The 19,571-nt window shown below is 70.7% G+C and carries 22 protein-coding genes; 16 read left to right on the top strand and 6 right to left on the bottom strand.

Annotated features, from left to right (window positions below):
• Window positions 1-193: 193 nt before the first annotated feature.
• The 3 genes from EDF33_RS18835 to EDF33_RS18825 are packed head-to-tail and all read left to right on the top strand — an operon-like array spanning window position 194 to window position 2,006.
• Window positions 194-712 carry a GNAT family N-acetyltransferase gene (locus EDF33_RS18835; protein WP_132100837.1) on the top strand — a complete coding sequence of 173 codons (519 nt, stop codon included), beginning with the start codon at window positions 194-196 and terminating at the stop codon, window positions 710-712.
• Complete coding sequence (locus EDF33_RS18830; protein WP_132100836.1) at window positions 709-1,350, top strand: HAD-IA family hydrolase; 642 nt, start codon at window positions 709-711, stop codon at window positions 1,348-1,350. Before EDF33_RS18835 ends, EDF33_RS18830 begins: the two co-directional genes overlap by 4 nt.
• Complete coding sequence (locus tag EDF33_RS18825; RefSeq protein ID WP_132100835.1) at window positions 1,347-2,006, top strand: haloacid dehalogenase-like hydrolase; 660 nt, start codon at window positions 1,347-1,349, stop codon at window positions 2,004-2,006. The genes EDF33_RS18830 and EDF33_RS18825 overlap by 4 nt, the downstream gene beginning before the upstream one ends.
• Window positions 2,007-2,012: 6 nt before the next feature.
• Here the strand turns inward: EDF33_RS18825 and EDF33_RS18820 are convergent, their stop codons facing one another.
• On the bottom strand, window positions 2,013-2,579 hold the full coding sequence (locus tag EDF33_RS18820; protein WP_132100834.1) for a TetR/AcrR family transcriptional regulator: 567 nt from the start codon (window positions 2,577-2,579) through the stop codon (window positions 2,013-2,015).
• Between the two features lie 91 nt (window positions 2,580-2,670).
• Between EDF33_RS18820 and EDF33_RS18815 the strand changes: the two genes are divergently transcribed.
• Window positions 2,671-3,666 (top strand): amidohydrolase family protein, encoded by a 996-nt coding sequence (locus EDF33_RS18815; protein ID WP_132100833.1) that lies wholly within the window; start codon window positions 2,671-2,673, stop codon window positions 3,664-3,666.
• 7 nt (window positions 3,667-3,673) lie between these two features.
• Window positions 3,674-5,416, top strand: coding sequence for an AMP-binding protein (locus EDF33_RS18810; protein WP_243692502.1), 1,743 nt, complete (start codon window positions 3,674-3,676; stop codon window positions 5,414-5,416).
• A gap of 37 nt (window positions 5,417-5,453) precedes the next feature.
• Here EDF33_RS18810 and EDF33_RS18805 read toward each other — a convergent pair whose 3' ends face one another.
• Window positions 5,454-5,840, bottom strand: coding sequence for a hypothetical protein (locus tag EDF33_RS18805; protein WP_132100831.1), 387 nt, complete (start codon window positions 5,838-5,840; stop codon window positions 5,454-5,456).
• A gap of 14 nt (window positions 5,841-5,854) precedes the next feature.
• Window positions 5,855-6,115 (bottom strand): hypothetical protein, encoded by a 261-nt coding sequence (locus EDF33_RS18800; protein ID WP_123936758.1) that lies wholly within the window; start codon window positions 6,113-6,115, stop codon window positions 5,855-5,857.
• Window positions 6,116-6,511: 396 nt separating this feature from the next.
• Between EDF33_RS18800 and EDF33_RS18795 the strand changes: the two genes are divergently transcribed.
• Window positions 6,512-7,393, top strand: coding sequence for a hypothetical protein (locus EDF33_RS18795; protein WP_132100830.1), 882 nt, complete (start codon window positions 6,512-6,514; stop codon window positions 7,391-7,393).
• A 39-nt stretch (window positions 7,394-7,432) separates the two neighbouring features.
• Here EDF33_RS18795 and EDF33_RS18790 read toward each other — a convergent pair whose 3' ends face one another.
• Window positions 7,433-8,641, bottom strand: a complete 1,209-nt coding sequence (locus tag EDF33_RS18790; RefSeq protein WP_132100829.1) for an MFS transporter — start codon at window positions 8,639-8,641, stop codon at window positions 7,433-7,435.
• A gap of 102 nt (window positions 8,642-8,743) precedes the next feature.
• Between EDF33_RS18790 and EDF33_RS18785 the strand changes: the two genes are divergently transcribed.
• From EDF33_RS18785 to EDF33_RS18770, 4 genes are all read left to right on the top strand, one after another.
• Window positions 8,744-9,595, top strand: coding sequence for an SDR family NAD(P)-dependent oxidoreductase (locus tag EDF33_RS18785; RefSeq protein WP_132100828.1), 852 nt, complete (start codon window positions 8,744-8,746; stop codon window positions 9,593-9,595).
• Window positions 9,596-9,675: 80 nt separating this feature from the next.
• Complete coding sequence (locus EDF33_RS18780) at window positions 9,676-10,455, top strand: hypothetical protein (protein WP_243692501.1); 780 nt, start codon at window positions 9,676-9,678, stop codon at window positions 10,453-10,455.
• Between the two features lie 35 nt (window positions 10,456-10,490).
• Complete coding sequence (locus EDF33_RS18775; protein WP_243692500.1) at window positions 10,491-10,976, top strand: luciferase family protein; 486 nt, start codon at window positions 10,491-10,493, stop codon at window positions 10,974-10,976.
• A gap of 26 nt (window positions 10,977-11,002) precedes the next feature.
• Window positions 11,003-11,545: a cysteine hydrolase family protein gene (locus tag EDF33_RS18770; RefSeq protein WP_132100827.1), complete on the top strand. Its 543-nt coding sequence runs from the start codon at window positions 11,003-11,005 to the stop codon at window positions 11,543-11,545.
• A 94-nt stretch (window positions 11,546-11,639) separates the two neighbouring features.
• Here the strand turns inward: EDF33_RS18770 and arr are convergent, their stop codons facing one another.
• Complete coding sequence (gene arr / locus EDF33_RS18765; protein ID WP_132100826.1) at window positions 11,640-12,050, bottom strand: NAD(+)--rifampin ADP-ribosyltransferase; 411 nt, start codon at window positions 12,048-12,050, stop codon at window positions 11,640-11,642.
• Window positions 12,051-12,148: 98 nt separating this feature from the next.
• Between arr and EDF33_RS18760 the strand changes: the two genes are divergently transcribed.
• From EDF33_RS18760 to EDF33_RS18750, 3 genes are all read left to right on the top strand, one after another.
• A complete protein-coding gene (locus EDF33_RS18760; RefSeq protein WP_123294948.1) occupies window positions 12,149-13,081 on the top strand; it encodes an ABC transporter ATP-binding protein in 933 nt (310 codons plus the stop codon).
• The gene (locus EDF33_RS18755) at window positions 13,078-13,938 is read left to right on the top strand and encodes an ABC transporter permease subunit (RefSeq protein ID WP_132100825.1); all 861 of its coding nucleotides are present in this window, start codon (window positions 13,078-13,080) and stop codon (window positions 13,936-13,938) included. The genes EDF33_RS18760 and EDF33_RS18755 overlap by 4 nt, the downstream gene beginning before the upstream one ends.
• Before the next feature lie 108 nt (window positions 13,939-14,046).
• Window positions 14,047-14,526 carry a hypothetical protein gene (locus EDF33_RS18750; RefSeq protein ID WP_132100824.1) on the top strand — a complete coding sequence of 160 codons (480 nt, stop codon included), beginning with the start codon at window positions 14,047-14,049 and terminating at the stop codon, window positions 14,524-14,526.
• Here the strand turns inward: EDF33_RS18750 and EDF33_RS18745 are convergent, their stop codons facing one another.
• Window positions 14,527-15,126 carry a dihydrofolate reductase family protein gene (locus EDF33_RS18745; protein WP_123294920.1) on the bottom strand — a complete coding sequence of 200 codons (600 nt, stop codon included), beginning with the start codon at window positions 15,124-15,126 and terminating at the stop codon, window positions 14,527-14,529. It abuts the gene before it with no gap.
• A gap of 106 nt (window positions 15,127-15,232) precedes the next feature.
• Here EDF33_RS18745 and EDF33_RS18740 point away from each other — a divergent pair, with 106 nt between their 5' ends.
• The 3 genes from EDF33_RS18740 (at window position 15,233) to EDF33_RS18730 (ending at window position 19,365) form a co-directional block, all read left to right on the top strand.
• Window positions 15,233-17,131 (top strand): family 43 glycosylhydrolase, encoded by a 1,899-nt coding sequence (locus tag EDF33_RS18740; protein WP_132100823.1) that lies wholly within the window; start codon window positions 15,233-15,235, stop codon window positions 17,129-17,131.
• A gap of 117 nt (window positions 17,132-17,248) precedes the next feature.
• Window positions 17,249-18,682, top strand: a complete 1,434-nt coding sequence (locus tag EDF33_RS18735; RefSeq protein ID WP_132100822.1) for a GAF domain-containing serine/threonine-protein kinase — start codon at window positions 17,249-17,251, stop codon at window positions 18,680-18,682.
• Between the two features lie 464 nt (window positions 18,683-19,146).
• On the top strand, window positions 19,147-19,365 hold the full coding sequence (locus tag EDF33_RS18730) for a PLDc N-terminal domain-containing protein (RefSeq protein ID WP_132100821.1): 219 nt from the start codon (window positions 19,147-19,149) through the stop codon (window positions 19,363-19,365).
• Window positions 19,366-19,571: the final 206 nt, after the last annotated feature.

The raw sequence follows: 19,571 nt of genomic DNA, 5'->3' as shown, positions 1-19,571 counted from the left end.
GGTGTCGCGCTCGGCGCGGCTGCTGTGTGCGCGCCGAACACACCCTGGTGCAGGGTGGAGAACCAGCAATGTGCGGCTGGTGAGCGCTCCGGGTGGTTCCCGGTCTGTGCAAGCTATTCGGCGCCCTGCCCCAAGTCGATTGGAATCCGTTCGGACGAGTTTCGCCGACGGCTGTCTGTCCTACGCTCGGTCCATGCAGGGGATAACGATCCGACCGACGACCGAAGCTGACTGGGAAGCCCTCCGAGCGCTCCGCCTGGAGATGATCCAGGACACCCCGATGGCTTACGCGGAGCACCTGGCGGACGCCGAGCAGCTCGACGAGACCGAATGGCGTGCGCGGGGTCGCCGAGGTCAGGACGTCCGGGGGACCTCGCTCGTGGCGATCGACGCCGACGGCCGCTGGGTCGGTGCGATGGGGGCGTTCATTCCGGACGCCGCGACCGGACCGTTGCTGGTCGGCGTGTACGTCGCGCCGTCGCACCGTGGCCGTGCGGCTGGCGTGACCGATGCACTGCTCGACGGGATCGAGTCGTGGGCATCCGGCCACGGCGCCACACTCCGACTCCACGTGCATGAGCGCAACCTGCGGGCTCAGGCCTTCTACGCCCGACGCGGGTACGAGCTGACCGGGGCGACCGAGCCGTACGTCCTCGCGCCCGACGAGCGGGAGCTCGAGATGATCCGCCGACTCGACGGGGCCTCGGCATGACCGGCGGTGGGGTGCGGTGGCTGCTGCTCGACGTCGGTGGCGTGCTCGAGATGGTCGACGACGCGGCATGGCCCGGGCAGTTCCGCACGAGGTGGGCGGCTGCGTTCGGCATGACGGACGAGGAGTTCTCGACGCGGTTGTCGGACGCCGACCTGCCCGATGCTGCGCGACGGACCGGGGTCGACGACGAGTACTGGGGGAAGATCGGCGCCGCACTCGGCGCCTCGGCTGAGGAGCTCGCGTCGATGCGAGCCGACTTCTGGGACGCCTACTGCGGCTCCTTGAACAAGCCGCTCTTCGACTTCGTCGCCGGTCTGCGCGGGACGGTCGGGCTCGCGATCCTGTCCAATTCTGGTGACGGCGCCCGTCAGGAAGAGGAGCGACGGTTCGGGTTCGCGGCCGTGTTCGACCCGATCTGCTACAGCCACGAGATCGGTGTCACGAAGCCGGAACCAGAGGCCTTCCGGATCGCACTCGACCAGCTCGCTGCCGCGCCCGCGGATGTCCTCTTCGTTGACGACGTACCGGCGAACATCGAGGCTGCGCGGGCGATGGGGATCCGGGCGCACCTGCACGTCGAGACCGCAGACACGATCGCAGCGATCCGCGCGGCGATGGCGGAGGATCGGGAGCAGTGACGGAGCCGGAGCGCGGCATCGTCTTCTTCGACGTCGACGGGACGCTCGTGTCGACCGGTTCGAGCAGCAGTCATCTCGCGGAACGATTCGGGCACCAGGACGCGCTGGACGAGGCTGAGCGTCGGTACGCCGACGGCTCGCTCACGAATCGACAGGTGAGCGAGATCGATGCCGCGGGCTGGCGCGGCGCATCGACGACGACCGTGGACCGCTGGCTCGACGACCTACCGGTGCTCCCCGGTGTGGAGCTCGTGGTGGCGTGGTGCCGCACGCACCAGGTCGTCCCCGTGCTGGCGTCGCTCGCGTGGCAGCCGGTCACTCGGTCGCTCGCGCGGCGGTTCGGGTTCGTCGCGCACGGCGGACCGCGGGTCGGGGTCACGGGTGGCACCTACGACGGGGCGGTGGCGGAGCACTTCGACGAGTTCGACAAGCGAGACCGTGCGCTCCGGTACGCGCTGGCCCGTGGCGTGCCGATCGAGCGGTGCTGTGCGATCGGGGACAGTCGGTCGGACATCCCACTCTTCGAGGTGGTCCCCGCGGCGCTGGCTCTCAACGCGACCGGAGCGGCCAGGGCGGCAGCATCGACCGCGATCGACACGGCGGACCTGTCGGACGTCGTGCCGTGGCTCGAGACGTGGCTGAACAGTCTGGACTGACCCGGCTCAGCGAGTGGATGCCCCGGCCTCCGTCGTGAGCGACTCCACCCAGCCCTGCGCCGCGCGGAGCAGGTCGTCACGTGACGCGCCTTCGAACGCGCTGAGGCGCAGGAAGTGCTGCGTGATCGTGATGCCGAGGATGCCGCTCACGGTCATCAACGCCCGCAGCCGGGCGTCGTCGCCGTCGAGAGAGCGCGCCAGGTTCCCGACCCGCTCGTCGAGGTAGCCGCGCATGGTGTCCGCCGCCTCGGGCACCGTCAGCATCGACCGGACGAGCGCCGCCGTCTCGGCGGGGAGCGCGTCGAACCGGATGCCCAGGACGTCGAGGAGGTGGTCGGCCGCCGCGCGCTCGCTCCCAGCGTCCGACGTGGCCGGCAGCTGCACGGCGGTCGCGAACAGCGCTGCCTTCGACCCGAAGTGCTGCATGACGAGCGACGGATCGATGCCCGCTGCTGAGGCGATGCTCCGGATCGTCGTGCCCTCGTACCCGTTCGCACCGAACTGCCGCCGAGCGGCTGCGCGGATGCGCTCGGCGGTCTGTGCGCGTTTCGCGTCGCGTGAGGTCTCGGCCATGCGTCCGACTCTACGGCGTTGAGCGAGGTGTACGGTTCACTCAACGCCGATGAGTGAATGCACCGGCGCGAGACCAGACGGAGGAACCCCGATGACCCTGATCGCGATCGAAGAGCACTGGAACCACCCGGCCCTGACGGACGCCGTCAACGCCCTGCCCGACGACCGCCGCGACCCGAGCACGGCGCTGGACGAACTCGGCGACAACGGCGAGCTGCTCCGTGACCTCGGTGACGCCCGGCTCGCAGCGATGGACGAGCAGGGGATCGACGTCCAGGTGCTGTCCCTCGCGCCGCCCGGAGCGCAGCCGCTCGATGCCGCGGACGCGATCCCGCTGAGTCAGCAGGCGAACGACATCGCGATCGCCGCGGTCGCGGACCACCCGGACCGGTTCCGCGCGTTCGCGACCCTGCCGATGGCCGACCCGGACGCTGCCGTCGCCGAACTGGAGCGCACTGCCGGCCTTGGTTGCGTGGGGGTGATGGTCTACGGGCGGACGGGCGAGGTGCCGCTCGACGACCGCCGGTACGACGACCTCTTCGCCGTCGCGGCGTCGCTCGGGCAGCCGGTCTTCATTCACCCGCAGATCCCGTCGAAGCGCCTGCGCGAGGCGGCGTACGAGGGGTTCGACCCGATGGTCGAGCTCGGATTGGCGACCTTCGGGTGGGGGTGGCACCTCGAGGCGGCACGTGCGGCACTGCGCCTGATCGTCGGCGGCACCTTCGACCGGCACCCGGACCTGCAGGTCGTGCTCGGCCACTGGGGCGAGCTGCTGCTGTTCTGGCTCGACCGTGCGGACAGCCTGTCGCGGGTCGCCGGCCTCGAGCGGACGGTGTCCGACACCGTCCGCTCGAACCTCCACATCACCAGCTCGGGGATGCTCAGCCCCACGCTGCTCCGGCACGCGCTGGACGTCACGACGCCCGATCGGCTGCTGTTCTCCACCGACCACCCGTTCCAGCGACCCTCCGCCGCCGAGATCGACACGTTCCTGCAGGAGTTCCCCTCGGACGCGGCCCGCGAGGCGTTCACGTCGGGGAACGCACGTCGGCTGTTCGGGATCGGCGACCAGACGGATGCGGCATGATCGGTCCGTGCCCAACCCGAACGTGACCGCCGCGTACCGCGCTGCCCGTGACCAGTTGCTCTCCGCAGAGTCCGCCGATGCCGCCCGCGCCGCCTTCCGGTGGCCGGACCTCGGCGACACCTTCAACTGGGCGGACGACTGGTTCGACGTCATCGCTGCTGGCAACGACCGCATCGCGCTCTGGATCGTCGACGCGGATGGCTCGGAACAGCGGCTCAGCTACGCGGAGATGGCCGCCCGGTCCGACCGTTTGGCCGTTCGCCTGCACGAGCACGGCGTCCGGAAGGGCGACCACGTGCTCGTCATGCTCGGCAACCAGCTCGAGCTGTGGGAGACGATGCTCGCGGTGATCAAGCTCGGGGCGGTGATCCTGCCGACGTCGACGATGCTCGACACCGCCGACCTGCAGGACCGCGTCGACCGCGGAGGCGTGGCGCACGTCGTCACGAACCGCAGCGAGACCGCGAAGTACGACGACGTCCGCGGGGAATTCTCGCGCGTGGTGATCGGCGGCGCTGCGGAGGGCTGGACGGACTACCCGTCGGATCTCGGCGAACCAGCGCCCGCGGGGGAGTCGCGACCGGTCGTGGTCACCAAGACCGCCGATCCCTGCCTCGTCTACTTCACGTCGGGCACGACCTCGAAGCCGAAGATGGTCGTGCACACCCAGACGTCGTACCCGGTCGGGCACCTCAGCACGATGCACTGGCTCGGCCTGCGGCCCGGGGACGTGCACCTGGCGATCAGCTCGCCCGGCTGGGGGAAGCACGCCTGGAGCTGCTTCTTCGCGCCGTGGATCGCCGAGGCGACCGTCTTCGTCCACGACACCCCGCGGTTCGATCCGGCCGCGCTCCTCGCCCAGCTGGAGTCCGCCGAGGTGAGCACGTTCTGCGCACCGCCCACCGCCTGGCGGATGATGCTCCAGTCCGATCTCGGTGCGCGCCCTCGGGCACTGCGCGAGGTCGTGTCGGCCGGAGAACCGCTCAACCCCGAGGTCATCGACCGGGTCGAACGCGCGTGGGGTCTGACCATCCGCGACGGCTACGGGCAGACCGAGACCACCGCGATCATCGGCAACGCCCCGGGCAGCACCGTCACCCCGGGCGCGATGGGCCGTGCGTTGCCCGGTGTCACCGTGACGCTGCTGGACCCGGTCACCGGGCAGCCCGGCGACGAGGGCGAGGTCTGCTTGGACCTCGACGAGCGGCCGGTCAACCTGATGGCCGAGTACCTCGGCGACCCCGAACGGACCGCGGCATCGATGCGCGACGGCTTCTTCCACACCGGCGACATCGCGGTCCGGGACGCCGACGGAGAGCTGACCTTCATCGGCCGGACCGACGACGTGTTCAAGTCGTCCGACTACAAGGTGTCACCGTTCGAGGTCGAGAGCGCCCTGCTGCAGCACCCCGCCGTGGCCGAGAGCGCCGTCGTTCCCGCCCCGGACGACGCCCGGCTCAACATCGTCAAGGCGTACGTGACCCTCGCCGCAGGGTTCAAGGCGACGGCGGAGACCGCCGAACAGGTGCTCGCCTACGCGCGTACGGCGCTGCCGGCGTACGCACGCGTGCGTCGGGTCGAGTTCGCGGAGCTGCCGAAGACCATTTCTGGCAAGATCCGACGCGTGGAGCTGCGGGAGCGCGAGGAGCGTGCGGCCGCAAGTGGCACGCCGATCGACGGTGAGTGGCGCGACGAGCAGTTCCCCGAGCTGCGCGTTGGCCGTCCAGCCAGGCCGTCGATGGAGGCCTGACTGCCGGGTTGGCCCTGACGGCCGGAGTCGCACGGGATCAGCCTTGACGCTGACACTCCGGAAGGAGTGCATCAAAGGCTCCCGCCTCGGCTTCGCGCTTGATCCGTCCGTGGTAATCGCCGGCAGGGATGGCGCCAGTGGTGATGCTCGAGGTGCGTCCGATGGCCTCAGCGTCCGCGCACACGGCGACGATCACGCCGCCTTCGCCATCCGGTTCGGCCCCTCCGATCAAGTCGCCTTCCCGGTGGAGGATCTGCTCGGTGAGGTCGTACCATGCGTACGACCGACCCGAGGGGACCTGCTCGGTGGCCAGCGCGACGCTCTTGCCGATGAGATCGGTGGTCGCGACGTCAGGAGCGGAAGTGCACCCTGCCAACCCGAGCAGTGTGGTCACGATCGCAACGGAAACGAGAGTGATGCGCATGCGTCCTCCTTTAGCTAGAAGCTCCTGATGTCGCAGGAGACGCGTGCGCTGCCAGGATTGAACGCGTACAGCCACTTCGACGTGCCCGACACGTAGTCCTTGCCAGCGCCGGTGATGTGCTTCTGGATCTTGTACTTGTAGCGAACGCCGACCGGGTACGCGACGAGTTGCTTGCCCTTGGGGACCTTCCGCTTGCTGCAGGTCACCGAGACGCTCTGGGTGGTCGAGGCGCTGATCTTCAACTGGCCAGCAGCCCAGCCGCGAGAGGCGCCCAAGTCGAGTCCGATCGTGCGGTTGGCCGTCCTTCCGCGAGTGAGTGAGCAGTCCATCGCGGCGGTTCGTGATCCACACGATGCGAGTTTCTGGGAGCCTACGTGGCTTCCAGTCGACGTCTTGCTGATGATCTTGTGGTAGCTGCCCCACGCTGCTCGAGCGTCCTGTGCGCCCGGTTTCTCCGCCGCGGTCGCCGGACCAGTGGCGCCCAGCCCTGACACTGTGAGCGCGACGCCGATCACTACCCCGAGGGCAGACTTCGTTTTCAGCCGAACAGACATTGATCTCCTGAAGTTTCAACTATCAAATACTGCGTACGAGTTTGGCGTGCTTCACCCTTGTCCCGCAACTCGAGTCGTCAGTCGACCCACGATCGCGTGGGTGTCTAGGCTCTGCACGTGGAACTGATCACCGACGTCTCCCGCGGCATCTGGCTACTCGCCCGGGCGGGTGTATTCGCCACCGTGGGCGGGACAGTCGGGACCGGCTTCGACGCCTACGCGCGCATCCTCCACCCGGTGTCGGCGGACCGCGAGGACCATTCGATCGTGGACGAACGGGACGACCACCCCGTCCTCGAGTCCGCCCGGTGGCGGTGGTCCGACGTCGCGTCGCGAACGGGCGGCATCGCGCACCCACTCGTCCAGTGGCGGAGCCTGACCGGCCGGACCGACGAATCCGACCCGGTGTTCGAGGACGGATGGCGCGTCCAGCCGCCCGAGGAAGGCTGGTTCGAGCCGATCCTGCTTGCTGCGCTCACCGAGCACCTGGCCAAGGCCACGTCGACGCCGGACGACCTGGTCGCAGCGGTCTGGGACGGGTGGGGCGAACTGAGCGGCGGTTCGACGCTCGCCGTCGGTTGGCAGGGTCCGGACGAGCCGACTGCGGAGGAGATCGAGTCGATGCAGCGGTACGTCGTCGAGCAGCAAGCAGTGCACGACGGAGAACAGGCGGCGATCCGCGCCGCCCTCGCCGTCGAGCTCTTCCCGTGGCCGCACCGCGAGTGCTTCCTCCTCTCGATGACGCTGCCGCAGCTCGCCGACCCGACGTGGCTGGACCGCGCTCGGATCGGGACAATCGTCGACCTCGCCCACACCCCGCAGATGCTCTGGCCGGAAGACCACTCCTGGGTGCTCGCGTCGGAGATCGACTGGGACTCGACGATCGTCGCCGGATCACGTGCTCTGGTCGACGCTGTCCTGGCCGACGACCGGTTCGAGGCCTTCCCGGTCGACGAGGACAGCGACCTGACGTGGGGCGGCGACCTCGTCAACGGTTGAGCCGTGGCGGTGTCGGCGGCCTCGTCCGCCGGCCGTCGCCTAGAGCCGCGCGGGGAACGCCGATCGCCGGCCGACCAGCGTGAGCAGCGCCGCGATCGCCCCGAACACGATCATCACCACGGCCAGGACCAGTCCGTCGAACACGGTCAACAGCGCGGCTCCGAAGATCCCGGCGACGAAGATCGCGATGTTGAACGCGACGGGCAGGAAGGCGCTGGCGACGTCGGCGTTCTCCCCACCTGCCGTGGTGAGCGCCGCCTGCAGCTGCGTCGAGGCACCTCCGAAGCTGACACCCCACAGGACGGCGGCGACCAGGACGGCGACCGGCGACGCGTGACCCACGAGCAGGACGACGCCGGTGACGACGAACAGTCCGACGCTCAGGTGCAGCAGGGGCCGGGGATGCCGGTCGAGGAGCGCGCCCGTGATCACGACGCCGAGGATCGCCGCGATGCCGTAGACGAGGAGGACGAGCCCGGCGCTGAGGTCGGTGCCGGTCACCCGCAGGTACGGGGAGATGTAGGTGTAGATCGTGTTGTGCGCGACCATCCACGTGGCGATGACGGCGAGGATGATCGCGATCCCACGGATGCGGAACACCTTGACCACGGAGAGCTTCGCAGTGCCGGTCTGGCCGGGGGCGTCCGGCACGAACACGGCGATCAACCCGAGGATGACGACCCCGACGAGGCTGAGGCCGATGAACGACCAGCGCCAGTCCAGCGCGGTGCCGATGAACGACCCGAGCGGTGTGCCGAGCGCGAAGCCGACGGGGGCGCCCGTGGAGACGATGGCGAGGGAGACGCCTGCGAACCGCGCGGGGCTGATGCGCCGCGCGTAGGTGGCGAACATGCCCCAGATGATCCCGGACGCCGCGCCGGCGACGAACCGCGTGACGAGCGCGATCGTCACGTTCGGGGCGAACGCGGTGAGGGTGTTCGCGATGATCAACACGGCGATGGCCGTCATGAGCAACGGCTTGCGGCGCAGGCCCCGCGTGAGTGCGATCGCCGGCACCGTGGCGATGACGGTGCCGATCGCGTAGGCGCTGACGAACAGTCCGACCGTGCCCTCGGACGTCCCCATGCCGTCCGCGATGACCGGCAGGAGGCCCGCGGGCATGGTCTCCATGGCGACGAGCACGAACCCGATCGCCGCGAGCAGTGCGAGCGGGAACCACGGCAGCCGGTCGTCGGCAACCGGAGTGGTCGACGGAGCCGACGGGGTCGTGGTCACGAGGGGGTCCATGTCCCTGACGGTAGGGCGGCTCGAGCGGCGGAAGGGAGGTTCTGCTCGACCCCGTTTCGGCAGAGCCTCACTCGTCGCGCGGAAGTGGTCTTCGCTGGGGGCATGACCGAACCCCAGACCTTCTTCATCACCGGGACCAGCCGCGGCATGGGCACCGAGTTCGCGCGCGCCGCCCTGCACGCCGGACACCACGTCGTCGCGACCGGGCGGGACCCGGAACGCGTCGTCGCAGCGGTCGGCCAGCACGACGAGCTGCTCGCCGTCGCGTTGGACGTCACGGACGAGCGCACCGTCCGGAGCGCGGTCGACGCAGCGATCGAACGGTTCGGCCGCATCGACGTCCTGGTGAACAACGCCGGGAGCTTCCAGGGCGGGTTCTTCGAAGAGGTCTCCCCGGAGCAGTTCCGAGCGCAGATGGAGACGAACTTCTTCGGAGCGATGAACGTCACCCGCGCGGTGCTCCCCGTCATGCGGGCACAGGGCTCCGGTCGGGTCATCAGCATCAGCTCGACCGCCGGCATCGTCGCCGGTGCCGGTGGGAGCGCGTACGCCGCGTCGAAGTTCGCGCTCGAGGGGTGGATGGAAGCGCTGCACGACGAGGTCCTGCCGTTCGGCATCCACACCACGGTCGTCGAGCCCGGCTTCTTCCGGACCGACCTGCTCGCGGAGGGCAGCTCCACGTTCTGGGGCGACGTCCACCTCGACGACTACCGGTCCTCGTCGGACCAGACCAAGGAGTTCTTCCGCGGCATGGAGGGCAAGCAGAGCGGCGATCCGGCGAAGCTCGCCCGGACGCTCCTCGCCCTGACCGAGATGTCCGCACCACCGGTGCGCCTCGTCGCCGGTGCGGACAGCGTCGAGGGGGTCGTGCGGAAGGCGCAGCAGCTCATCGAGCAGGCGCGGGCGTTCCCGGAACTGACCACTTCGCTCGACCTGGACGACCAGTCGAGCTGAGGCGGCCGACCGGGTAGCACCCGGGACACAGCGCGCCGATCCGGCTCCGGCGTGCAGCACGCGGCAGCGAGACTGGGTCGGTGCGCTCTCGTCTCGTCATCGGACTCCTCGTCGCCCTCGCCTGCACCGTGCCGCTCACGGCGTGCTCGGCAGCCGAGGGACTGGCACGCGACGCCTTGCGGCCCGGTGGATCGGGCGGCTCCGAGACGGCGGCGTGTCCGAGTGATGAAGCGCCGGCACCGGCGGCAGCGAACCCGAACCCGACACCGGACCCGACCCCGGCGCCGACGCTCGACCCCGCCGTCGCGAGCCAGGTGCGCACCGCCCTCCGACAGGTCCGTGCGCTCCCGGCCGTCGCCGAGGCGACGCAGACGACCACGAACACCCCCAGTTCCGCCCCGGACCCGACCTGCTCGACCCGGTGGGTCACGTCGAACCACTTCGCATCGCGGTTCACGGTCACGATGGACCCCGACGCGACCCCGGCTCAGGCCGGAGCCGTCCCGACGACGATGGCCACCGAACTGGCGTGGACCGGCGTCTCCCTGACGCTGACCGTGCCGGCGGACGAGGGGCACATCGCCAGCACCGTCCACTACGACGGCACGTTCGACCAGCAGATCCCGCTCTCGACGTCCACTGCGGTGGCGCAGGGACTGGCGACCCTCGCCACGACCCCGCACGTGACCGGGCTCGAGGCCTCGATCCCGTACACGATGCGCGTCGACTACGGCTCGCTCGTCATCGGCGTGGACTCGGAGGACCAGGGCATCCTCGACCGCGTCCGCGCCGTGATCCACACGACGGCCTTCGCGGACACGACGCTGCACGGCGCGTTCGGTAACGGCGCGAAACCGTGACCCGCGGCGGCGGAGCGCGCCGGTAGCGTCGAACGGTGATCTCCACACCTCGCCCCGGTGTCCGCCCGTCCGTGTCCGACGACGGGCCACAGCGTCAGCTCACTGACCGCGCGACCCCGGAGCGGTGGGGACGACTCGTCGCGGACGCACTGGCACTACCGGACGTGGTCGAGGGGCACAGTCAGGTCTCGCCGGCGTCGTCGCGCGCACTGTTCCTCCGCGACCGTGCCGACCACGTCGTGCCGTGGACGTCGCTCGCTCCCGATGGGCGCCTCGAACCCGTGCACCTGCACGGTGTCGATGACACCTCGGTGCACCTGTGCCTGCCGGCGGCGCGCGGCGTCGAGCTCACCGCTCTCGGGTGGGCGACCCCGCACCAGTACGAGGACCACGGCACCGAGTTCCTCGTCTACGGGCCGCGCGACGACCACGAGGTGGACATCGTGCTCTCGATCATCGCGGAGAGCCTCGCCTTCGCCCGCGATCCCGGCGACGAACAGCCCGGACACGGCCCGGCCTGAAGCCCGCCGCCCGCCATACTGAACCGATGACCCGCGCGCTGCTCCTCGTCGACATCCAGCTGGACTACTTCCCGGGCGGGGCCTTCCCCCTCGTCGAACCCGAGGCCGCTGCCACCGCGGCCCGCACCGTGCTCGACTCCTTCCGCGCCGCCGGCGACCTCGTGGTGCACGTCTTCCACGTGTCCACCGACCCCGACGCCACGTTCTTCGTGCCGGGCACGCCGGGCCTCGACTTCCACCCGTCGGTCGCGCCCCTCGACGGCGAGCCGGTCCTCGAGAAGCACGAGCCGAACAGCTTCATCGGCACCGGACTCCAGGAACTGCTGACCGACGCCGGAGTCGACGAGGTCACCATCGTCGGGATGATGAGCAGCATGTGCATCGACTCGACGACTCGAGCCGCGCACGAACTCGGCTTCACCGCGACGGTCGTCGCCGACGCGTGCGCGGCGCCGGACCTGACCTCCGGGGGAGTCACCGTCCCGGGTGCGAGCGTCCACGCCGCCTTCATGGCGGCGCTCGACGGCAGCTTCGCGACCGTCACGACGAGCGACGCGCTGAGCCGCTGACGTCCGCAGGGCGCGTTCGGGGCACTGAGACCAGGGCGAAGCGGACGGGAGGCCCGTGGCGGCCCCGCCCCGCGCCTCCCGTCCGCCAGCCGGCTCAGTTGATGATCTCGCCGCGCTCGTCCGCGCGCAGTGCGGCCAGGCGGTCGTGCCAGAGGCGCAGCGCGTCGGGCGTGAGTCGGGGCCAGTCGGTGACCTCGCGGACGATCCGCACCGGTTCGGTGCTGCGGTAGGACCGGGTCGGGTTGCCGGGGAACTTCTTGTCGGTGACGTTGGGGTCGTCCTCGTACGGACCGGTCGGCGCGACCTCGTAGACCCGCGGTTCGGCGTCACCGGCGGCGAGCTCGGCCGCGAGCCCGGCGCCGTCGGAGACCGCCGTGAAGTAGACGTGGTTCATGACCACCTCGGGGCGGTAGTTCGACCGGAAGCCTGCGGTGAGCACGTCGCCCGGCTCGAGGTCGGCCTTGGTGCCGTGGAAGAACGGTCCGTCGTCCTGTGCCTGCTTCACGGCGACAGGCTACGCCGAGCGGGTCCGCCCCCAGGCACCTGACACATCCCCCTTCCGACGGACGCGCCGCCGGACACCGCTGCAATAGCGTGGCCGCCGTGATCGAAGTCAGCCACCTCACCAAACAGTACGGTCCGAAGACCGCCGTGGACGACGTCTCGTTCGTCGTCCGACCCGGCAGTGTGACCGGCTTCCTGGGGCCGAACGGCGCCGGGAAGTCCACCACGATGCGCATGATCATGGGCCTCGACCGGCCCACCGCGGGGAGCGCGACGGTGAACGGCCAGCCGTACACGACGTTCCGCGACCCGCTCCGACAGGTCGGTGCGTTGCTCGAGGCGAAGGCGGTCCACTCGGGCCGCAGCGCCTACAACCACCTGCTCTCGCTCGCGGCGACCCACGGCATCCCGAAGGCCCGTGTGCACGAGGTCATCGACATGACCGGCCTCGAGTCGGTCGCGAAGAAGCGCGTCGGTGGGTTCTCGCTCGGCATGGGGCAGCGCCTGGGAATCGCTGCCGCACTGCTCGGCGACCCGAAGACCCTGATCCTCGACGAGCCCGTCAACGGTCTCGACCCCGACGGCGTCCTGTGGGTCAGGCAGCTCGCCCGACGCATGGCCGCCGACGGTCGCACCGTGTTCCTGTCCAGCCACCTGATGAGCGAGATGGCGCAGACCGCCGACCGCGTGGTCGTGCTCGGCCGCGGCAAGGTCCTGGCCGACGCCCCGATCGCCGAGTTCGTCGCCGGTGGGGGAGTCGCACCGGGCGCCGCCGGTGGTGGCAGCCGGGTCATCGTCCGGACGCCGTCGCCCGACCAGCTGTTCCAGGCCATCGGCCCGAACGCGACCGTCACCCCGCGCGAGGACGGCACCTTCCTGGTCGTCGGTCCCGACGCACCGACGGTCGGCAACATCGCCGCCCAGGCCGGGGTCGCACTGCACGAACTCACCCCGACCGGCGCGAGCCTGGAGGAGGCCTACATGGCCCTCACCCGCGACGACGTCGAGTACCGATCGGAGGGCACCCGATGAGCGCCACCACCCCGCCCACCACGCCGTCGACCCGCATGCACGGCGCGACCCGTCTGTCGTTCCCGCACCTGGTGCGGAGCGAGTGGATCAAGCTGCGCAGCATCCGGTCCACGTTCTGGTGCTACGCGATCCTGGTGCTCGTGACGATCGGCATGGCCGCACTCGTCGGTGCGAACACCAACAGTGGTGGCGACCAGATGCCGACGGACATCGCCAACGGCACGCTCGTGAACGTCAACACCGTGGGCGTCCTGCTCTCGTCGCTCGTCGTGGGCGTGCTCGGCGTGCTCATCATCACCGGCGAGTACGGCACCGGTCAGGTCCGCTCGACGTTCACGGCCGACCCCCGGCGCACCGGTGTGATCCTCGCGAAGGCCGTTGTGCTGGCGGTCACGACGTTCGTCGTCAGTGCCGTCGCGACCTGGATCGGTGTGCTCATCTCGCTGCCGTTGCTGGCCGGCAACGGGGTGGAGCCGGAGATCGGCAACCCGTCGGTGTTCCTGCCGATCCTCGGGTCGTCCGTCTACCTGACGCTGCTCGCGCTGCTCGCGTACGGGATCGGCCTGCTGGTCCGGTCGAGCGCCGGCGGCATCGCGATCACGCTCGGGATCCTGCTGGTGCTGCCGGTGGTCCTGTCGCTGATGGCGGGGCTGATGAACCTCGAGTGGCCGGTCAACATCATGAAGTTCCTGCCCGACCAGGCCGGCAGCCAGCTCTTCGCGTACTCCTACGACGGACAGGACGCCAGCCAGGACGACATCGTCCTGAACGGCTGGGGCGGCTTCGGTGTCCTGTTGGGCGAGGTGCTCGTCGTGGGTGCACTCGCGCTGACGGTCGCACGTCGACGCGACGTCTGACCCGACGCACTTCGCACGCGTTCTGCGACGTCCCACCTGTCGATCGACGGGTGGGACGTCGCTCGTTGCACACGCATCGACTGACCCAGGCGTAGCTAAGCTCGCACCGTGCGACACCTCCCCGCCCTGGTCCTGCCGGCGCTCGCCGTCGTGGCCCTGCTCGCCGGCTGCACCTCGGCGCCGCCCGTCGACGAGCAAGCGCTCGCCAAGTGGAAGACGCAGCAGGAGGCGAGGACCGAGACCGAGGACGCGGTCCTCGGCGTGCTGAGCGCCGACACGACCCCCGGCGACGAGGACCCCGCCCATCTCGAGCCCGGCGTCCGCGTGCAGTTCCCGGACTCCCGGACGATCGACCACCTCGAGTTCTCCTGCTACGGCAACGGGCACATGCGTGGCATCGTGCGGACGGTGCTGCCGGGCGGATCGCAGAGCATCGAACTCGATCCGATGGACTGCCGCGACAGCCCGCACCAGATCGAACTGTCATCGAGCAAGGACGTCGACAGCGTCGCGTTCAACGACTTCGACAGTGACCGGCCGAGTGCCTGGCGGCTCGTCATCTTCGGTCCGGGCCCCTCGGGGGAGTGACTACCGCAGCACCTGGTAGCGGTGCAGCGTGACACCGTTGTGGTACTCCCGCTGCTCGAGCAGGTCCAGCAGCACCGGCGGTCGCACGCCCGTCGCCGGCGGGTCGAACAGCGGCCGACCGGCGCCGAGCACCGCGGGGTGCGTGTAGAGCAACAGCTCGTCGAGCAGCCCCGCGTCGAGCAACTGCGTCGCGAGGTTCGGGCCGCCGACACCGATGTCGCCCTCGGACTCCTCGCGCAGCACGGCGAGCTGCGCGATCGCGTCGTCGCCCCCGATGACCCGGGTGTTGTGGTCGGCGCTGGTCCGGGTGCGCGAGACCAGGACCTTCGGCTGGTCGGTCCAGACCTCGCCGTACTCGCGCATGAACGCCGGCATCGACTCGTCGGTGCGGGCGTCCGGCCAGAACGGGTCCATCATGTCGCGGACGACCCGCCCCTCGACGGACAGGGTCATCGCCGCGGCGCGGGCGTTGAACTCACGGTGCAGCGGCTCGTCGATCCGCATCCACTCGGGCCCCTCGACGTCGCCGAGTTCGCCCTCGTCACGCTCGACGAAGCCGTCGATCGACACGTTCATCCAGTACACGAACCTCGCGGGCATCGCTGACTCCTTCGTCGCGCGGAACCGGACGGAACCGGTCCGGTCCGCTGCCCGCGAGCGTACGCTCGCGCACGCAGCCCTTCCTCGACGATGAGAGCAGGACCCCGTGCGCCGAACAGTCGCAACCATCCTCGCCGTCGCGACGCTCACGGCGGTCGCGGCCACGGGCCTCCCGGTCGGCCCCGCCGCGGCGTCCACGCCCGTGGCGGACCGGACCACCGGACACAGCGGCTCGGGACACGCAGCGGCGGCGCCGACCCACCGGAACCCGGTCGCGCTCAGCCTGCCCGACGGCGAGACGGCGGCGAGCTGCGCCGACCCGACCGCGATCCGCGGCGTCGGGCGCGACCGCAACTGGTACCTGTACTGCACGACCGACGCGTTGACGGCGACGGAGCAGAACGCCGACGGGTCGCTCGTGCAGCACGGTGTGCCGACCTACCGGTCGACCGACCTGACGCACTGGACGTACGTGAACGACGCGTTCCCGACGCGACCGGCCTGGGTGGGGTCCGCCAACGGGATCTGGGCGCCGGACGTCGTGTACCGGGCCGGCGACCGCGGTCGTGCGGGCACCTGGTACCTGTACTACGCCGCGTCGGACACGCCCTCGGCATCGGCACCGACCGGCGGGGGATCCGCGGTCGGCGTCGCGACGAGCTCGAGCCCGACCGGTCCGTGGAAGGACTCCGGCGGCCCGGTCGTGGCACCGCAGACCGCCGCGAACGGCACCGGGGCGCGCTGGGCGTTCGACCCCGAGGTCATCACCGACAAGGGCACCACGTACCTGTACTTCGGCAGCTACTTCGGCGGCGTCAACGTCCGCACGCTCAGCGCCGACGGACTCCGCTCCGACCCCGCGAGCGAGCGGCAGATCGCGATCGACAACCGGTACGAGGGCGCGTACCTGATGCGCCACGACGGCTGGTGGTACTTCACGGGCTCCGCCACGAACTGCTGCAACGGCGCCCTGACCGGGTACAGCGTCTTCGTCGCCCGGTCGCGCAGCCCCCTCGGGCCCTTCACCGACAAGGACGGGGTGGCGATCACGAGCACCCGGGTCGGCGGGACACCCCTCCTCGCGCAGAACGGCAACCGCTGGGTCGGCACCGGGCACAACACCGTGGTCACCGACCTCGCCGGCCAGGACTGGATCATCTACCACGCGGTCGACCGCGGCGACCCGTACTACGCAGGGCAGCCGACGTACACGAAGCGGCCGGCGCTCATCGACCCGCTCGACTGGCGGCACGGCTGGCCCGTCGTGCGGGGCGGGGCGGGACCGTCCGACACGGTGCAGCCGGGGCCGGTCGCACAGCCGGGACAGCGTGCGACCTACCGGGCGACCACCGCACCCGTCGACGTGCCCGGACGCACCATCCGCGCGCTGTCGACGTCGTTCGACGGGACCACGCTCCCCACGGCGCTCCGCTGGACCCGCGAACCCGACCGCTCGACCTGGACCGTCGGCGGCGGCACGTTCCGCTGGCAGACGCAGGACGCCGACATCCACCCACCGGCGACGCCGCTCGCCTCGGTCCTGTCCGAACCGGCGCCGCGAGGCGACTACGTGCTGCAGACCACCGTCGCCGTGGACACCCCCGCCACCGGCGACGGGGTGAACTACGTGCAGGGAGGACTGATCGTGTGGGGCGACGACGGGAACTACGTCCGGCTGACGTCGAACTCGATCTTCAACACCCGGCAGACGGAGTTCGGCAAGCAGGTGTCCGGGCAACCGGCTGGGGCGCCGAGCTACGGCAACACGGTCGTCGGACCGGTCGGGGACACCACCACGCTCCGGATCGTGCACCGGGTGGTCGGCGGAGAGCACCGGTACACGGCGTCCACGAGCGTCGACGGGCGGCACTTCGTCCGAGGTGGGACCTGGACGGCGGACCTCGGGAGCGCGCCGAGGATCGGGCTCATCTCGCTCGGCGGTGCCGGGTTCACGAGCACGTTCGAGGACCTGCGGGTGAGCACGGTGGCGACGCACCGGCGGTGACGGTCTGACGTGCCGCGCACGCCGGCGCCGTCCATCCGGAGAACGCCGCGGGCCCCCACGATCCCCGTCGGGATGGGAGGATGCACCGACGCCTGCCCGCACCGAGAACGAGGTTCGATGAGTCCGACCGAGGACCCCCAGTCCGCGGCCCCACTGCTCGACGGGCGCTACCGACTCGAACACGCCATCGGCCAGGGCGGCATGTCCGTCGTGTACCGCGGCATCGACGAGGGCCTGCACCGCCCCGTCGCCGTCAAGGTGTTCCACGCCGGCACGGTCGACATCGCCCGGCAGGAGGCCGAACTCGGCGTGCTCGCCTCGCTCGAACACCACAACCTGGTCAGCCTGCTCGACACCGGCGTCGTCACCGGCCACGACGGCACCCACCAGCGGTACCTCGTGATGGCGCTGGTCGTCGGCCAGGACCTCGAGGAACGCCTCGCCGTCGGCCCGCTCGCCTCCCGCCACATCGCCGAGATCGGCTACGACATGGCCGAGGCGCTGCACTACATCCACAGCCACGGCGTCGTGCACCGCGACATCAAGCCGTCGAACATCCTGCTCGTCGACTACGGCCACGACTCCGACCGTGCCCGCGCGCGGCTCACCGACTTCGGCATCGCGCTCGCCGCGGGGGTCGAACGCATGACCGCCGACGGCGTCACCACCGGCACGGCCGCCTACCTGAGCCCCGAGCAGGCCCGCGGCGGCGACGTCGGGAGCCCGAGTGACGTCTACTCGCTCGGCCTCGTGCTGCTGCAGTGCTTCACCCGCCGCCGCGAGTTCCCCGGCTCGCTCGTCGAGTCGGCGGTCGCCCGGCTGTCCCGCGACCCGGTCGTGCCCGAGCCACTGCCCGAGCACTGGAAGCAGCTGCTCCGTGCGATGACCGCGCAGGACCCGGCCGCGCGCCCCGCCGGCGCCGAGCTGGTCACGATGCTGCGCGACGTCGTCATGACCGAGACCGTCGGCACCGACCACGTCGTGGACACCACGGCCGCGGCTCCGACCGCCGCTGCCGGTGCGCCGCGAGCCGACGCCGACACGGCCCGTCCGGCGACGCTCGACACCCTGCCCGACGAGGCCCTGCACCGCACCACCGCGATGGCCGCCCGGCTGTTCGACGCGCCCATCGCCCTGGTCGAGGTGCTCGACGAGGACCGCGCCTGGTCGCAGTCGTACATCGCCGAGGGCGTCGACGAAGCAGCGCGCAACATCAACTTCGGCAACGGCTTCGCGCCCGTCGCGGTCCCCGTCGTCATCCCGGACGGGTCGATCCACCCCGACATGCAGCACAGCCCGCTCGTCACCGGCGCGCTCGGCATCCGGTTCTACGTGAGCGTGCCGCTGGTGCGGCACGACGGTGTTCCGATCGGGACCCTCGCGGTGCTCGACACGAAGCCGCGGCAGGCGACCGAGGCCGACCTCGCCAACCTGCACGACCTGGCCGCGCTCGCCGTGACGCAGCTCGAGATCCGGCAGGAGTCGCTCCGCACGACGAGCGACTCGCTGCCGGTCGCGCAGGCGGTCCCGCAGGAGGGCGCGCGGCCCTAGACGGTCGCCGCTGACGGACGGGAGGCCCGATGCGGGCCCGCCCCGCGCCTCCCGTCCGCCCGGCGGTCACGCCTCGTGCGTCGGTCCCGCCCGCGGGCGGCTGCCTGCCCGCCCGCTCGCGCTGGCCTGCTCGCTCGCCCGGTCGGCGCGCGCTGGACGCCGAGCGGGCGAAATACCAGGGTTGCGCGCCCCGCGACCCGGGCATTTCGCCCGCTCGCGGTCGCATGCCGCAACTCGCATGCATCCGGTGGAATACGAGTGCCCGTTCGCGCGAGCGGGCGAAATGCCGGGGTGAGGAGCCCGCCGGCCGGGGTATTTCGCCCGTTCGCGGGTTCGGGGGCATTGCGGGTGCGGGAACGGTGGCGCGGTGACACCTGGACGGGAGGTGGCGTGGGCGGCGGCGTCGGCCCTACTGTCGGTTCGTTGCGCGGCAGCGGCCGCCACGGAGGGATCGCACTGTGTTCATGGACCTGTCCGAGTCGCACGTGTTCGTGCTCCTGCTGATGCTGGCCTTCGAGGTCCTCGCGCTCGTGCAGGTCTGGCGTGACCGTCGGCGCACGCTCGTGGTCAAGGTCCTCTGGACGCTCGTGATCCTCGCACTGCCGGTCATCGGCGTGCTGGGCTGGGCCGTCAACTGGCTGCTCGGCAAGGCTGCAGAAGCGCTGCAGCGACGGAACGCCTGACCGCCGATCCCGGCTGATCGGGCACTGCCCCTATCGGTCCAGGCCGCGCAGGCGCATGCTGTGCGAGGTAACGGAACCCGAATCCGCAAGTGGTCGAAGCACGATCGGCCCGTGGGGAGGGAGCGCCTCTCTGGGCCTCAGTCGAGCGTCGACGCTTCCGTCCTGTCCTGCCCCGCAGCTCGTCCCGCCGCGATTCGGGTGTCGCG

Source organism: Curtobacterium sp. PhB146, assembly GCF_004342995.1.
Classification (GTDB): Bacteria; Actinomycetota; Actinomycetes; order Actinomycetales; family Microbacteriaceae; genus Curtobacterium.
Note: the sequence above shows the minus strand (reverse complement) of the source record. Positions and strands in the feature narration are given on the sequence as shown.